The following is a 16,069-nucleotide window of genomic DNA, read 5'->3' on the forward strand; positions in this document are numbered from 1 at the left end:
AATCAACTATAATGATTAATAATTATTTAGCTAAAATCTAATCTCTGCAACCTAAAATATAATATATTAAAAGTAAATAAAAGTGAAAGTTTCAAAATTAGCGGCGAACCTCATTGGTTCTGAAATTGTAAAAATTGGTAATGAAGTAAATGATCTGAAAGCGAAGGGAGCGCAAATTGCGAACCTTACGATTGGAGATCTGAACTCAAATATTTATCCGATTCCTGTAGAATTGAAAGAGGAAATTCAGAAAGCGTATCAGAATAATTTAACCAATTATCCGCCTGCAAACGGACTTTTATCTTTACGTACAGAAGTTTCAAAAGATCTGAAAACAAGATGGAATTTAGATTATTCAGCTAATGATATATTAATTACAGCAGGTTCAAGACCGTTGATTTACGCTGTTTATAAAGTAATAGTTGACGAAGGCGATAAGGTAATTTATCCTACACCATCATGGAACAACAATCATTACGCATACCTTACTTCTGCCGATGCAATTGAAGTAAAAACTACTCAGGAAAACAATTTTTTACCTACTGCTGAAGAGTTGAGACCTCACCTTAGCGGAGCTGTTTTACTGGCTCTTTGTTCGCCGCTTAATCCTACAGGAACCATGTTTACAGAAGCTCAGCTAAGAGAAATCTGTAAAATGATTCTTGAAGAGAACAGTAAAAGAGGAGCAGACGAAAAGCCTTTATATTTAATGTATGATCAGATTTATTCTAATCTTACTTTTGGTGAAAAACACGTAGATCCTGTTTCACTTTTCCCGGAAATGAAAGAATTCACCATTTACATTGATGGTATTTCAAAATGTTTGGCAGCAACAGGAGTTCGTGTAGGATGGGGTTTTGGTCCTTCTCATGTTATTGATAAAATGAAAGCTTTGTTAACTCACGTTGGAGCCTGGGCGCCAAAACCTGAGCAGGAAGCAACAGCAAAATATTTTCAGACTCCAGAGAAAGTAAATGCTTTTATTACAGACTTTAAAAATAAGCTTGAAACGAGCTTAAAAGTTCTTCACAACGGAATTCAGGATCTGAAGACAAAAGGTTTATCGGTAGAAAGTATTGAGCCGATGGGTGCGTTATATCTTACAATAAAGCTGGATTATATCGGAAAAGTGAAACCTGACGGAAACAAAATTGAAACTTCATCAGATCTTGTATTTTATTTAATCAATGAAGCGGGAGTTGCTTTAGTTCCGTTCTCAGCTTTCGGTGAGTCAAAATCTGAGCCTTGGTTCAGAGCTTCAGTCGGAGGTTTGGCAACTGATGAAATTGAAGTAATGATGCCGAAATTAGAAAATGCTTTAAATAACTTAAAATAATACAACCAAATTCTCATTGGAGAATTTGAGTTTTAAGAAAAATCACATAAATTGCCGAAGGTTTTTACTTCGGCAATTTTATTTTGTTCAGGCTTTTAAAAGGATTTATTTGGGCAGCTTTATCCGCCTTCCACTCCCGCTTTTTTGCCTGCACTTCGTTTCGGCAAAAAGAGCTCCGCTCAAGTCGGGCTGCATGCGATTCGATGATAAAAAACCGATATTAATTTAGAAAAAAGATATTTTTATAATGAAAATCATAGCCGTTATTCCTGCACGTTACGAAGCCAGCCGTTTTCCCGGAAAACTGATGCAGTTTCTGGGTGAAAAGACAGTGATTACCACAACCTATCAAAATGTTGTGGAAACCGGACTTTTTGATGAAGTTTTTGTAGCTACAGATTCTGAAATTATTTTTAATGAGATTGAGAATAATAATGGAAAAGCTGTAATGACCGGTCAACATGAAACGGGAAGCGACCGTATTGCAGAAGCGGTGCAAAATATCGACTGTGATATTGTGATTAATGTTCAGGGGGACGAGCCGTTTTTAAAACTGGAACCGTTGAAACAGCTGATTGAAGTTTTTAAGCAGGATGAAAATCAGGAAATTTCTTTGGCTTCATTAAAAATAAAACTTCACGAAAAAGAAGAAATCGAAAATCCGAATAACGTAAAGGTAATTACCGATAATAACGGTTTTGCACTGTATTTCAGCCGTTCTGTTATTCCGTTTCACAGAGAAATTTCTTATGATGTTGATTATTTTAAACATATCGGAGTGTATGCTTTCAGAAAACACGCTTTATTACAGTTCTCAAAGCTGGAAATGAAACCTCTGGAAATTTCTGAGAAAATAGAATGCCTCCGTTATCTGGAATACGGAATGAAAATCAAACTGATTGAAACCAATTTTGTCGGAGTAGGAATTGATACACCGGAAGATCTGGAAAAAGCGAGAAAATTAATTTGAAAACATATGAATTGGATAATTTAAAAATCAGATGTTATGCATCAATTTTCGAATGTATCAATTTAAATTTTCAAATTAAAAAGTCTTATATTTGATTTGAAAAAATTTGATTGAATGAAGAAATTACTTGTAGTATTTGTCCTTGTATTCTCACAACTTTCTTTTGCTCAGACTGCTAAAGAAATTATAGACAAGAATATAGAATTATCCGGAGGTTTGACCAATTGGAAACTCTTAAACTCAGTCTTCCTTCAGGGAAAAGTGATTTTAGGCATTAAAGACGAATATCCTATCAAGATTTATCAGCAAAGACCCAACTTAACCAAAACTGTCATTACCATCGGCGGAAAAGATACGGCTATCGAAGGCTATGACGGTACAAAAGGATATGCGATGAATTATGCAACCAATAAACTTCAGGAATACAAAGAATATACTGCTGAAAGTTTTGATAATGATTTTATAGACTGGGAAAACAAAGGTTTTGAAGCAAAATATTTAGGAAAAGAAAAAATAGGAGAGATCTACTGTCATAAGGTGGAACTGACGAAAAATGTGAATAAAAACTACTATTATTTTGATACAAAGTCGTATATGCTTTTAAAGGAAGTAAAAAAAGATGAAACATTATCATACTCCGATTACAAAAAGGTTGGAAATTTGATGATGCCTTTCCGAATAGAATCTTCAAGTGCCAAAAAAGACGGAGATTATGTAATGCTTCTCAATAAAGTGGAAATCAATAAGGTATTCCCTGAAAATAGTTTTAAGTTTTAATTAAATTAAAAAAGTCTATAATGAAAAAGATTTTCATAGTAATGGTTTCATTTGCAGTGTTTTGTAACAGCTGCGCACAGAAAAAAAACGATGTTTCTAAAGTAAAAACCCAACAAGTTATGTCAAAGTCAATATATGATTACAAAGTAGATGCATTGGAAGAGGGCAAAACCATTAATTTTGCTGATTTTAAAGGAAAAAAAATTCTGATCGTTAATACCGCATCAGAATGTGGTTACACACCGCAATATGCTGATCTAGAAAAAATTTCTAAAGATTACGCAGAAAAATTGGTTGTTGTAGGTTTTCCTGCCAATAATTTTGGCGGACAGGAGCCGGGATCCAATGTTGAGATTGGTGCATTCTGTCAGAAAAATTATGGAGTGACATTTCCTTTGGCTTCCAAAGTTTCTGTAAAGGGAGATGATACGGCTCCGATTTTCAAATATCTTTCCGATAAAAACTTAAACGGAGTAAAAGATACTGATATTCAGTGGAATTTCACCAAATTTTTAGTTGACGAAAACGGAAAACTGATTGAAAGTTTCCCAAGTAAAGTGAAACCAACTGACGAGGCGATTACTAAATATTTCAATTAATACTTATTATATTAAAAAGCGGATTTTAATCCGCTTTTTTGCTTTAATGCTTTACCAGAATCTTCTCGGTTGCTTTTTTACTTAAAATCTCAGTTTTTCCTGCGATTTCAACGGTTACCGATTGATCAAAATCTTCAATTTTTACAATTTTTATTTTTGTATTGAGCAGCAGTTTTCTTTCGGTTAAATAATTAAGAAAAGCGTCATCAGATAACGTAACAGAAGTAAATATAACAGTTTCACCTGCTTTGCAGCTGCTTAGTTTCTGTAAATCCTGAGAAATAATATTTCCGTCTTTATCGGGAATAGGTTCTCCGTGAGGATCAAATTTGGGAAAATCTAGAATTTCATCCATTTTATCAAAAAAAACTTTAGAATGCACATGTTCCAGCTGCTCTGCAATTTCGTGTACATTTTCCCACCCAAAATTCATTTTTTTAACGAGAAACATTTCAGTAAGACGATGTTTTCTTACTACTAATGCGGCTTCGCGCCTTCCTTTCTCGGTAACTCTCAAAGGTTTGTATGTTTCGTAAATAACCCATTTTTTTTCAGCAAACTTCTTCATCATATTGTTAACGCTTGGCATTTTTACGTTGAGAAATTTGCTCAGTTCGTTGATGGTTACTTTTCCCTCATCGTCTACGACATGAAATAATGCCTTCAGGTAATTTTCTTCTGTGAGTGTTGCTTTCAAATGTTAGATACTTGTAACTACAAATCTAACAAAATATTTTTTAAACCTAGTCTTGATTAGCTTTGATTTTATAATTTTGCAGAATGAAATTTTCCTTTAAAAACGATTATTCCGAAGGCTGTCATCCCAGAATTCTGGAAGCTTTGGCAAAATACAATTTTGATCAGCAGCCGGGTTACGGTGAAGATGAATATTCAAAAAAAGCAAAAGAAATAATAAGAACAGAAATCCAAAGTCCGTTATCAGATATTTATTTTGTTTCCGGCGGAACTCAGGCAAATCTGATTGTCATTTCGTCTCTTCTAAAGCCTTACCAGTGTGTGATTTCTGCCGCAACAGGACATATTCTGAATAATGAAACAGGAGCAATTGAAGCAACCGGACATAAAATTTTAGGTGTTGAAAAAGCAGACGGGAAGCTTTCTCCATCAGACATTATTCCTGTTTTGGAAGCCCATCAAAATATTCCGCATCAGGTGATGCCGAAGTTGGTTTATATTTCCAATTCTACAGAATTAGGAACTGTTTATTCTAAAAAAGAACTTCAGGAGCTGTGTGTATTTTGTAGAGAAAAAAATCTTTTACTTTTTATGGATGGAGCGCGTCTCGGACAGGCAATTACTTGCGAAAATAACGATCTGGAGCTAAAAGATATTGCTGAACTTACTGATGTTTTTTATCTGGGCGGAACCAAAAACGGGGCTTTATTTGGGGAAGCAATTATTATTAATTCCACAGAATTGCAGCAGGATTTTGCTTTTAATATTAAACAGAAAGGAGCGCTGCTCGCCAAAGGAAGAGTTTTAGGAATTCAGTTTTTGGAACTGATGACCGAAAATCTGTATTTTGATTTAGCAGAAAAAGCCAATCAGCAGGCGATGAAAATCAAAAATTTCATGAAAGACAGTGAAGTAGAGTTCCTGTCAGAAACGTACACCAATCAGATATTTCCTGTTTTGAATCATCAGCTCATCAATAAACTATCAGAAAATTTTGAATTCTATGTATGGAAAAAGATAGATGACAGCTATTCTGCCATTCGTCTCATTACTTCTTGGAACACGTCTGATGAAGCAGTAGAACAGTTTATTGAAGCAGTGAAAAACGAATTAAATAAAAAAATGCAGCCTCAATAAGCTGCATTTTTATCCTCATTTGGGTAATATATTATTTGTCAATAGAACCCAAAACTTTCTGTGCGAAAGAATTAAGCGCATCTTTTTCGCTCATACCGTTCTGAACATTGGCGTGAACTTCCAAAGCCCCGCAAATATTGGTGATAAGCTCACCTGCCACATTAAGATCTTCTTCTGTTGTACCTCTGAACTCAGAAAAACTTTCTAAAACTTCTAATGTTTTTTCCAGATTTTCCGGAGTCTGATTCTGATAAAACTGTCTTATTATAGGTAACTTCATTATGCTAATTCATTAAATAAATTAATAAGACTTTCTGCCTGATTAGACTGCACCTGATTAACCAGCTCTCCGTTTTTGAAGATGGCAAAGGTTGGTAAATTGTCTACTTTAGCCAATTTTCTGCTTTCAGGAAGTTTTTCTGCATCCACATATAAAAAAGGGATGTTTTCATTTTCAGAAGCCAGTTTTTTAAATTTAGGCTTCATAATTCTGCAGTTTCCGCACCATGTTGCACCGTATTGTACGACTACTTTTTCGTTGTCTTTTACAATATTCTGCAACGTATCTTCTGCCAATTCTGTATACATAAGTTGAATTTTTGAGTAAAATTTAACAATATAACAGTTTACCAATATCTTTTGCTGCTACATTATTGTTACATTGCTACATTGTTAGATTAAATTAATTTATTAATTTTTAGCTAAATACTCTGCAGTAGAAGTTCTGTCAGCTTTCATTGCTTCTTTTCCTTCTTCCCAGTTTGCAGGACAAACTTCACCGTGCTTCTGAACGTGAGTATAAGCGTCGATTAATCTTAAATATTCTTTTACGTTTCTTCCAAGAGGCATATCGTTTACTGATTCGTGGAAGATTTTTCCAGTTTCATCAATTAAGTAAGTTGCTCTGTACGTAACATTTGAACCTGTGAAAACTTCTTCACCTTCTTCATTGTATTCAAAATCCTGGTCTACAATTCCCAGCATATTTGCCAATTGTCTGTGAGTATCAGCTAATAAAGGATAAGTAACTCCTTCAATTCCTCCATTGTCTTTTGATACGTTTAACCAGGCAAAATGAACTTCGTTAGTATCGCAAGAAGCACCAATCACTTTTGTATTTCTTTTCTCAAATTCAGGTAAAGCTTCCTGAAAAGCATGAAGCTCAGTTGGGCAAACGAAAGTAAAATCTTTCGGATACCAAAATAAAAGTACTTTTTGGTGATTTGAAGCCGCTTCTTCAAAAACATTGATTTTCAAATCATCACCCATTTCACTCATTGCATCAATTGCTACATTTGGGAATTTTTTTCCAACTAAAGACATAATTTTTATTTTTTGATTTATTTTACGGTTGCAAAGATAAAATATTTTCGTCTATCATAAAGCAATTATTGATAAATAAAATCTATAATTATTTAAGCTAAAGAAAAAGACCCAACCATAGGCTGAGTCTCTGTATAAATCTAATTAGGAATCTATTTTGTAATATCTCTTCCGATAACCAGTCTTTGAATTTCTGAAGTTCCCTCTCCGATGGTACAAAGTTTGGAGTCTCTGTAATACTTTTCTGCAGGGAAATCTTTTGTATAACCATAACCTCCGAAGATTTGCACGGCATTGTTGGAAATTCTCACGCAGGCTTCTGAAGCATATAATTTTGCCATAGCTCCTTCTTTGGTCATTTTTTGTTTAGCATTTTTTAAAGTCGATGCTCTCTGGATCAGTAGTTCAGCAGCATCAATTTCAGTAGCCATATCAGCTAACATAAAATTAACTGCCTGAAAATCAGCAATTGATTTTCCGAACTGTTTTCTCTCTTTTGCATATTTCAATGCTGCTTTATAAGCACCTTTTGCTATACCTAAACTCAAGGCAGCAATAGATATTCTTCCGCCATCAAGGATTTTCATTGCCTGTTTGAAACCTTCGCCCACTTCACCTAATCTGTGAGTATCAGGAACACGTACATTATCAAAAATAAGTTCAGCAGTTTCTGAAGCTCTCATTCCTAATTTGTTTTCTTTTTTTCCTGAAGTGAAACCAGCCATTCCTTTTTCTAGAACAAATGCGGTAGAATTATTTTTAGCACCTTTTTCACCTGTTCTTGTCATAACAACAGCAATATCTCCTGAGATGGCATGAGTAATAAAGTTCTTAGCACCATTGATTACCCACTCATCGCCGTCTTTAACGGCTGTTGTAGACATTCCTCCTGAATCTGAGCCAGTATTGTGCTCGGTAAGTCCCCATGCTCCGATTACCTTTCCGCTTGCCAGTTGTGGAAGCCATTTATTTCTTTGCTCTTCATTACCAAACTCATATATATGATTAGTACAAAGCGAGTTGTGCGCTGCTACAGAAAGACCGATGGATGGGTCGACCTGAGAAATTTCATCAAGAATTGCAACATACTCGTGATAACCAAGACCAGAACCTCCATATTCTTCAGGAATAACAATTCCCATGAAGCCCATATCGCCCAATTGATGGAAAAGTTCTTTAGGGAAAGTCTGGCTTTCGTCCCATTCCATAATATTGGGTCTGATATTTTTTTCAGCAAAATCTTTTGCTGTTTCTGCTATCATTTTAATGTTGTTAATCGTTTCTGTATTCATATTAGATATAGTTATTTTCCAAAGATACTTAAAATGACGAAATTATAAAGAATTTTATATTGCATATTGATGTATTTTGTTTAAAGAATTGTAAATCAATATTAACGGGATTTTTATTTTAACATAATATTAATGTGTAACTTTGTAAAGTTAAGAGATATAATAGCTATTTTAGCCCTCCAATTTTTACTGATATGCGAAAAACTTTATTTTCTGTACTTTTTTTATCTGCTGTTGTGTCTGCACAGATACCCTCCGGTTACTATGACGGAACGACAGGACTTTCAGGCTATGCTCTGAAATCTAAACTGCATGATATTATTTCATCAAAAAATATTAACTGGCATTACGGAGATCTTACGAATTATTATAATCAGACTGATCTGGATGTTTATTATGATCATACAGCTTCAAATACAATCATTTTAATGGATATTTATTCTGAAATTCCTACAGGACCAGATGCGTATGAATATACAACAGCTAATATTACGGGATCTTCCGGTGCAGAAGGTCTGGGATGGAACAGGGAGCATATGATGCCGCAGAGTACTTTTTACAGTAATTATCCCATGTATTCGGATTTGTTTTATGTAATTCCTGCTGACGCCAGAATTAATCAGCTAAGGAGCAATTATCCTTATGGAATGGTAGGTTCTACTATATTTTATACCTTTACCAATTCTTCCAGAATAGGAAATTGTGCCATTCCGGGAGTTGCTTATACAGGAAGGGTTTATGAGCCTATTAACGAATTTAAAGGGGATGTAGCTAGAAGTCTGCTTTATTTTGCAGTAAGATACGAAGGAAAGCTTGGGACTTTTAACTTTAATAACAATACAAATCCTGCTTCAGATACCAATCCTTTAGACGGAACTGAAGAAAGGTCTTTTGATCCGGCTTATGTTGCGATGCTTTTACAGTGGCATCAGCAGGATCCTGTTTCTCAAAGAGAAATCGACAGAAATAATAAGGTATACAATATTCAAAAAAACAGAAATCCATTTATAGATAATCCGTCGTGGGTCAATTTAATTTGGGGACAAACTCCCGATACAGTAGCTCCGCAGGCTGTTTCTAATGTAAGTGTAACTCAAAACAGCGCTTATTTTACTACATTGAGCTGGTCACCAAGTACAAGTTCTGATGTTATCGGGTATAATATTTATCAGAATGGAACATTAATAGGATCTACCAGAGGAACTACATTCAGTGCAGACCATCTTACTCCTTCCACAGCTTATACTTATACTGTGAAAGCGTATGATAACGGGTATCTATTATCTCCGGACAGCAATATGGTTTCGGCAACAACTTTAGCCAGCGATGTATATGCACGCGATTTAATGGTTACAAAATATCTTGAGGGTACTTCTAATAACAAAGGAATCGAAATAACCAATAAAACAGGACATCCGGTAAATCTAAGCGATTACAGACTATCTATACAGTTTCCCAGCGGAAGCAATTATTATTTTCCCGCTCCTTACGAACTGGAAGGAATTGTTCAGAACAATGAAAGCTTTGTGGTGTTGAATCCTGATGCAAACTTTTCATGCTATACCATCAATCAGGCAAAGTTTGTTACTGCTGCTCCGCAGATGACTTACAGCGGAAGTCAGTATGTTGAATTAAGGTATAAATCAAGCACAGTAGATGCAATTGGCATTCCGGGAACCAATAATTCTTCAGTTTTAGGCAATGTTTCTTTGTATAGAAAGTCGACTGTTGGTCAGCCAACAACTTCGTTTAGTATTGCAGAATGGGATGTTTACCCAAGCAATTACTGTCAGAATCTAGGAACTTTGTCTACAGGAGAAATACTTTCCGCCCAGTCTAATGAGTGGAAAATTTACCCAAATCCTGTGGATGATGGTATTTTCGTAAAAGGTAAAAACGTAGAAAAGATTGCTCTTGCACAGATTTTAGATTTATCAGGCAGAATAATTGTTTCCGAAACAAATCCTTTTAAAAACAAGAACAATATTTCTGTAAAAAATCTTTCAAAGGGAGTTTTTCTTTTAAACTTAGATGGTAAAGTTTACCAGTTGATAAAAAAATAGGTTTTTATCTTGATAAAATTGATTACTAAAACTGTCTCGCTGAGGCAGTTTTTATTTTTTAAGTGTTTTGATTATTATTTGAAATGTATCAAACTACAAGATTATAATTAATATAATATAAATTCAAAAGGGAATTAAAGGCTGAAAAACCGTAAAAATACGGAGCGTCAATTAACTGAATAAGGTTATTTTTGTATGAGAAAATTGGTAGTAAAATATTATTAATACTGTAGTCTAAAAACTGATATTATGTAAAATTTATATTAATTTGAATCTATGGTATGTGATATATTAAAAATAATATTATATTTGTAACATATCACCAGTTGATTTTTAAGCTATAACCAAACAAACCAAATTTATATGAAAAACGCTGAAAATTCCGCCTGCTTCAGGCATTATTCACTACACGTGAAATTACTTTAATCTACAATATTTGCTTCAATATAAATTCAATCTACAATCTTGTGGGTGATTTATGATACTTTATTGTTGGAAATGATTTACTAAAATATCACTATAAAAAATAAATGAAGTTGTTGCATATTTTATAAATGCAATGATTTTAAATATTAATCCTTAAAAAAAACAAATAATTATGGAAGGAACAATTGGAGAAATCCGACTTTTTGCCGCAAATTTTGCCCCTAAAGACTGGTGGTATTGCGATGGCTCATTATTGGCAATCAGATCAAATACAGCTTTGTTTGCTATTCTGGGAACAACCTATGGCGGAGATGGTAAAACCACTTTTGGATTGCCTAACCTCATGGGAAGATCTGCAGTTGGTGCAGGACAGGGACCTGGATTATCTTATTACAATCTTGGTGCAACCGCAGGTAACAATGCTGTAACACTGAATATGAGTAATCTGCCTGCACATACACATGCTGCTACAGGGAGTGTTGTAATACCTGCATTTTCTGAAGAAGGAGATTCGGGATCACCATCTAACAATGTTTTGGCTGCAAAAGGAGGGATGTACAGCTCACAGGGAAGCGATTCGACAACTAAGCCTATTCCTCTTCCTTTGCAGATAGGTGCTGTTGGTGGAAACGCTCCATTATCGATCAATCAGCCATCGTTGGGAATGAATTATATTATCTGTATGTACGGAGTTTTTCCTCAAAGATCTTAATATTTAGACCAAATTTTTAAAAACTTAAAAACAATTATAATAATCAAACACTTAAATTATGGAAGGATATATAGGAGAAATTCGTCTGTTTGCCGGAAATTTTGCGCCAAGAGGTTGGGCATTTTGTGATGGGACAGAATATAGTATATCAATGTATGAGGCATCTTTTGTCATTCTGGGTACAACCTACGGAGGAAACGGGCAAACCACATTTGCAGTTCCTGATCTTCGCAGCCGAATTGCTGTAGGAACGGGTACTGGAGCTGGTCTTACAAACATCAGCTTAGGACAGGCAGGAGGTTCAGAATCTACCGTAATGACTACAGCTCAAATGCCTGCGCATAATCATCCTGCCAGTTCAACAATAGGTTTTCCTGCTTATTCAGACAGCGGAGATACAGGATCTCCTTCAGGAACTATACTGGGAGGATTGCAAGGCGCTTATTCTACACAACCTGCGGATACTCACATTGCTCCAGCCACAACTACGGGTTCTTTGTCTGTAGTGGGAAGTAATATGCCTTTTGGAATTATTCAGCCTGTACTGGCAACCAATTACATTATTTGTCTTGAAGGAATTTTCCCAAGCAGAAGTTAATTTAGTAAATCTTTAACATTAAAAACTAATCATTATGGACGGAACAATGTCAGAAATCCGAATTTTTGCAGGAGATTTTGCTCCAAAAAACTGGGCATTTTGTCAGGGACAGATTTTAAATATAAATACTAATCAGGCATTATTTGCATTACTCGGTACTACCTACGGTGGAAACGGAGTAACTACATTTATGTTACCCAATTTTGCAGGTAGAGCACCAATGGGAACAGGAAATGCAGTGGGTATCGAAAGTTATCAGTTGGGAGAAATGTCCGGAAGCGAAAAAGTAACATGTACATTGGCAAATATGCCGACCCACACACACAATTCAGGTAGCGAAACTGTTGCTATCAAAACTTTTTCGGATGGCGGAGATACCGGTTCACCTACCGATAATACACTTGCATCCTTATCTGGTTTATATTCAAACCAGACTGCAGATACAACACTAAGACCAATATCTACTGCATTTAATTTAAGTATTGCAGGGGGAAGTCAGCCTATTAGTGTGCAACAGCCATACTTGGGAGTGAATTATATTATTTGCCTATACGGGATTTTCCCATCAAGATCATAATTGATAATCAACAAACCTCTGATAGTTTATCTATTAGAGGTTTTATTTAAAAAAAATGAAAATAGCTTTACTCTTACCACGATCGGTAATCTATCCTTCAATTTCTTTTGATATTATGGATGGGTTCAAACAGTCGTTAAAAAAACTAGGTTTAGAAGGTTACCACGAAATTGTCTCTTCGGGAATCGGTGTTGCCGCAAAACATGAAGAAATTTATGAACGTTGCGAACAGTTTTTATTGGAAGGTGCAGACGTCGTTATTGGATATATCAATCCTCTGGCGGCAGAATTTGTACATCCGCTTTTCGAATCTTCTGATAAAACATTGCTTGTTTTAGACAGCGGATATCATTTTCCTGCTTTTCAGGGAAAACTTTCGCATACATATTTTATTTCTTTGCAGGGAAGCTTATGTACAAGAGTTATTGTGCAGCAGGCAATTGAGCATGGGTATAAAAACTTTGCATTCACATGTTCGTTTTATGATGCAGGCTATCGTACCTCTTATATCTACTCAAAAGCAGTTGAAGAAAAAGGAGGTACAATAGGATTTAATCATATTACCTCTTTGCGCCGGGCAGATTTCACTTTATCCCCACTTACAGATTATCTTCAGCACGAAAAGGAAACTGCTGTGCTTATATCCTTTTGTGGCGATATGGCAGAAGATTTTTTCAGCAGTAGTAACGAAATCAAAGAAAATCATTCCATTTACGGAGCAGCATTTACCTCAGAAGAACTATGGCTGAAAAAAATAGCTTATCCGGGAAGAGACTGGAATTCGGCAGTTCCGTGGTCACAAAATCTGAAGATTCCTCAAAATGAGATTTTTGTTGAAATACTGAATAAAAATAAAGAAGGGAAAGCCAATCTCTTCTCATTGTTGGGTTGGGAAGCTGCACTTTTTATTGGGATGGAAAATGTTGAATTTGACAATATCTCAATCGATTCGCCTCGTGGAAAAGTATTTATGAATCCGGAAAACAGATTCACAGAAGCTCCTGTTTACTATGCGACCGTAACGAAGGATGAGGTTACAGGAAACTGTATTCTTGAAAACGTACGTATGGCTTCAGTTACAGAAGAAGAACGAGAAAGTCTGAAAATCAATATAGAAGCTATGCAGAATGTTGAGGCAAATACATGGCTTAATGCTTATGCTTGTTTGGAATCATGAATTTAAAATCTAAAATAGCGGTATTATGTAATAATCGGATGGCAATTCCTGCTTTGCAGTCTCTGCATTCATCAGGACAGCTTTATGGTATTGGTGTACCGGAAGGAAATACAGACGTTATTGATTTCTGTATGATGCTTTCAAGGCAATCTGGTATTCCGTTAATCATCATGAAGAAAGAAAAATTTTCTCTTCAGATAATTGAATTAATAGGAAAGGTAAATCCTGAATATATTTTTACCATGACTTTTCCCTGGAAGATTTCAGGTGAAATATTGAAAAAATACCCGGCTACATTCTATAATTTCCATTATGGTCTTTTACCGGAAATGCGTGGTGCAGATCCTGTATTTCAATCATTAAGAAGTCAGGCTAAAGAAACAGGCATCACCGTTCATGTAATAAATGAAAAAATTGACAGAGGCGCTGTCATACTTAAAAAGACCTTACCTATAAGCTCAAATATGACCCATGGTATTTTGTGTACCAATTTATCATGGTTAGGAGCTAATCTTCTTATTGAACTTTTGCCTCTGTTAAAAAATGGTTTTCAGGGAACTGAACAGGAAAATTTAAAAGCAAAATATTATAAAAAACCACAAGCGGAAGATGTATGCATATCATGGCAAAAGTCTGATGCTCAAACTATTGAAGCTCTTTCCAGAGCGTGTAATCCTTGGAATAAAGGTGCTTATACTCAATGGAATGGTTGGAATATAAGAGTAGTTGAAGCTACTGTTGTTGAGAAAATAAATGATCTGCCTAATCCTCCGGGAACTATTCTTTCACTCAGTGAAGAAAGCGGTTTAATCGTAAAATGCAGTAATGAAACTCAGCTTCGCCTGGATATTATATATACAGATGAAGGTTTTATGAGTGGTCATAAATTAAGTGCATTTGGCTTAAAAAAAGGCAGTCAGTTGATCAATTTGTAATCGAAAATGTTAAATATGAAAAATTTCTATCTAAAAATTAAAGAACGAACCAGCTTCATCATGTTAGTAGGTTCGTTATTATTTGCCTCCGGAGCTTATGCGCAGACAACTCTTGCGCCGGGAGATATCGCCTTCACGGCGTACGATTCTACTCCGTTAGCAGGTGCAGGAGATCGCTTTTCATTTGTTTTGCTCACCAATATTTCGAGCGGAACAAAGATAAGTTTCACAGATCGGGGCTATAACGGTTCCGGATGGCAGGCTGCAGCGAGTACAGAATCTTCCATTACCTGGACGAGCGGCACTGCGTTGCCGGTAGGAACCGAGGTGTTTATTGTTGGGCTTGTAGCTTCTACCTACAACCCTGCTTCATCTACATCAACGGTTAACGGTACTGTTGCTCTTACCGAAGGGACTTCTACAAACGGACTTTCTTTATCTAATGTGGGAGACCAGATTATAGCATTTCAGGGAGGAAACGGCAGTATAACAGGATCTGGAGCGTACTCTATTGCAGGGATTAACTATTTTTATACTGCAGGTTCAACTTCTGTAGGATGGAACGTCGGAGCATCGGCAGGACCTAATTCTTCATTAATGCCTCCCGGTCTTACCGGTGGAACCAGTGCGTTTTATACTGGATCTGTTACGGGAAATACACTTGCACAGTCAGGAAAATTCGATTGTTCCGGAACACCTACTACAACAGCGGCAAATGTTCGTACAACAGTGATGACTCTTGCGAACTGGTCACTTAGTACAGCTTCTGTTGGTCAATATTCAGGATGTACATTTCTGGCGAGTAATCCTGTAATTACGGCAAGTCCGGCAAACAGAACTATATGTGCAGGAGGCACCACTACCTTTACGGTTGCTGCTTCGGGAGCCACTTCTTATCAGTGGTATCAGAATTCTGGCAGTGGATTTATTGCTTTGACTAATACCGCTCCTTATTCAGGAGTTACAACCAATACTTTAACAATCACAGGGGCTACTTCAGCAATGAACGGCTATCAGTACCGTGCGGTGGCAATTGGTTCAGGCTCTGCTACTTCTACTGCTGCTACATTAACTGTTGTAAGCATAAGTACCACAGGAAGCAAAACTGATGTATCCTGTAACGGTGGCTCCAATGGTGTTGCTACGGTAGTACCATCAGGTGGTGTTGCGCCTTATACCTATTTCTGGGCACCTTTCGGTGGCACGGCTGCAACGGCTACCGGTCTGTCTGCCGGCACCTATACTGTAACGGTTACAGATAATTTGGGATGTCAGGCCACAAGAACATTTACGATTAATCAGCCTGCAACAGCAGTTTCAGGAAGTACGGTTGTAACGAATGTAGCATGTAACGGTGCTTCAACAGGAGCAATTAATTTAACTCCGACAGGTGGAACTGCACCATATACGTTCAATTGGGGTGGTGGAATCACGACAGAAGACAGAACAGG

Annotated in this window: 16 protein-coding genes and 1 pseudogene; 12 read left to right on the forward strand and 5 right to left on the reverse strand. The window is 36.2% G+C overall.

Going from position 1 to position 16,069, the window contains the following annotated elements; translation table 11 throughout:
- The first annotated feature begins 82 nt into the window (after positions 1-82).
- The 4 genes from AC0NBN_RS13260 (at position 83) to AC0NBN_RS13275 (ending at position 3,682) form a co-directional block, all read left to right on the forward strand.
- Positions 83-1,336, forward strand: coding sequence for an aminotransferase class I/II-fold pyridoxal phosphate-dependent enzyme (locus AC0NBN_RS13260; RefSeq protein WP_160814024.1), 1,254 nt, complete (start codon positions 83-85; stop codon positions 1,334-1,336).
- A gap of 247 nt (positions 1,337-1,583) precedes the next feature.
- Complete coding sequence (kdsB, locus tag AC0NBN_RS13265) at positions 1,584-2,306, forward strand: 3-deoxy-manno-octulosonate cytidylyltransferase (RefSeq protein WP_160814025.1); 723 nt, start codon at positions 1,584-1,586, stop codon at positions 2,304-2,306.
- A 114-nt stretch (positions 2,307-2,420) separates the two neighbouring features.
- Positions 2,421-3,083 carry an outer membrane lipoprotein-sorting protein gene (locus AC0NBN_RS13270; protein ID WP_160814026.1) on the forward strand — a complete coding sequence of 221 codons (663 nt, stop codon included), beginning with the start codon at positions 2,421-2,423 and terminating at the stop codon, positions 3,081-3,083.
- A 20-nt stretch (positions 3,084-3,103) separates the two neighbouring features.
- Entirely contained in the window at positions 3,104-3,682 is a 579-nt protein-coding gene (locus AC0NBN_RS13275; RefSeq protein ID WP_143885495.1) for a glutathione peroxidase, read from the forward strand.
- Positions 3,683-3,725: 43 nt separating this feature from the next.
- Here AC0NBN_RS13275 and AC0NBN_RS13280 read toward each other — a convergent pair whose 3' ends face one another.
- Positions 3,726-4,379, reverse strand: a complete 654-nt coding sequence (locus tag AC0NBN_RS13280) for a metal-dependent transcriptional regulator (RefSeq protein ID WP_143885496.1) — start codon at positions 4,377-4,379, stop codon at positions 3,726-3,728.
- Between the two features lie 83 nt (positions 4,380-4,462).
- Here AC0NBN_RS13280 and AC0NBN_RS13285 point away from each other — a divergent pair, with 83 nt between their 5' ends.
- On the forward strand, positions 4,463-5,515 hold the full coding sequence (locus AC0NBN_RS13285; RefSeq protein ID WP_143885497.1) for a threonine aldolase family protein: 1,053 nt from the start codon (positions 4,463-4,465) through the stop codon (positions 5,513-5,515).
- A gap of 31 nt (positions 5,516-5,546) precedes the next feature.
- Here the strand turns inward: AC0NBN_RS13285 and AC0NBN_RS13290 are convergent, their stop codons facing one another.
- The 4 genes from AC0NBN_RS13290 to AC0NBN_RS13305 form a co-directional block, all read right to left on the reverse strand.
- Positions 5,547-5,795 (reverse strand): DUF6952 family protein, encoded by a 249-nt coding sequence (locus AC0NBN_RS13290; RefSeq protein ID WP_089744758.1) that lies wholly within the window; start codon positions 5,793-5,795, stop codon positions 5,547-5,549.
- Positions 5,795-6,103, reverse strand: a complete 309-nt coding sequence (locus AC0NBN_RS13295; protein ID WP_160814027.1) for a thioredoxin family protein — start codon at positions 6,101-6,103, stop codon at positions 5,795-5,797. Before AC0NBN_RS13295 ends, AC0NBN_RS13290 begins: the two co-directional genes overlap by 1 nt.
- Positions 6,104-6,205: 102 nt before the next feature.
- On the reverse strand, positions 6,206-6,838 hold the full coding sequence (locus AC0NBN_RS13300) for a peroxiredoxin (protein WP_089744756.1): 633 nt from the start codon (positions 6,836-6,838) through the stop codon (positions 6,206-6,208).
- 152 nt (positions 6,839-6,990) lie between these two features.
- On the reverse strand, positions 6,991-8,130 hold the full coding sequence (locus tag AC0NBN_RS13305; RefSeq protein WP_089744755.1) for an acyl-CoA dehydrogenase family protein: 1,140 nt from the start codon (positions 8,128-8,130) through the stop codon (positions 6,991-6,993).
- A gap of 194 nt (positions 8,131-8,324) precedes the next feature.
- Between AC0NBN_RS13305 and AC0NBN_RS13310 the strand changes: the two genes are divergently transcribed.
- From AC0NBN_RS13310 to AC0NBN_RS13340, 7 genes and pseudogenes are all read left to right on the forward strand, one after another.
- Entirely contained in the window at positions 8,325-10,193 is a 1,869-nt protein-coding gene (locus tag AC0NBN_RS13310) for an endonuclease (protein WP_160814028.1), read from the forward strand.
- A 598-nt stretch (positions 10,194-10,791) separates the two neighbouring features.
- Complete coding sequence (locus tag AC0NBN_RS13315) at positions 10,792-11,331, forward strand: phage tail protein (RefSeq protein ID WP_143885501.1); 540 nt, start codon at positions 10,792-10,794, stop codon at positions 11,329-11,331.
- 58 nt (positions 11,332-11,389) lie between these two features.
- Positions 11,390-11,929 carry a phage tail protein gene (locus AC0NBN_RS13320; RefSeq protein WP_143885502.1) on the forward strand — a complete coding sequence of 180 codons (540 nt, stop codon included), beginning with the start codon at positions 11,390-11,392 and terminating at the stop codon, positions 11,927-11,929.
- A 34-nt stretch (positions 11,930-11,963) separates the two neighbouring features.
- Entirely contained in the window at positions 11,964-12,506 is a 543-nt protein-coding gene (locus AC0NBN_RS13325) for a phage tail protein (RefSeq protein WP_160814029.1), read from the forward strand.
- A gap of 55 nt (positions 12,507-12,561) precedes the next feature.
- Entirely contained in the window at positions 12,562-13,683 is a 1,122-nt protein-coding gene (locus AC0NBN_RS13330) for a type 1 periplasmic-binding domain-containing protein (protein ID WP_160814030.1), read from the forward strand.
- Entirely contained in the window at positions 13,680-14,618 is a 939-nt protein-coding gene (locus AC0NBN_RS13335) for a formyltransferase family protein (protein ID WP_160814031.1), read from the forward strand. The genes AC0NBN_RS13330 and AC0NBN_RS13335 overlap by 4 nt, the downstream gene beginning before the upstream one ends.
- 15 nt (positions 14,619-14,633) lie before the next feature.
- A pseudogene (locus AC0NBN_RS13340) lies at positions 14,634-16,069 on the forward strand (hypothetical protein); the annotation flags it as partial.

It is taken from the genome of Chryseobacterium sp. L12, assembly GCF_056133985.1.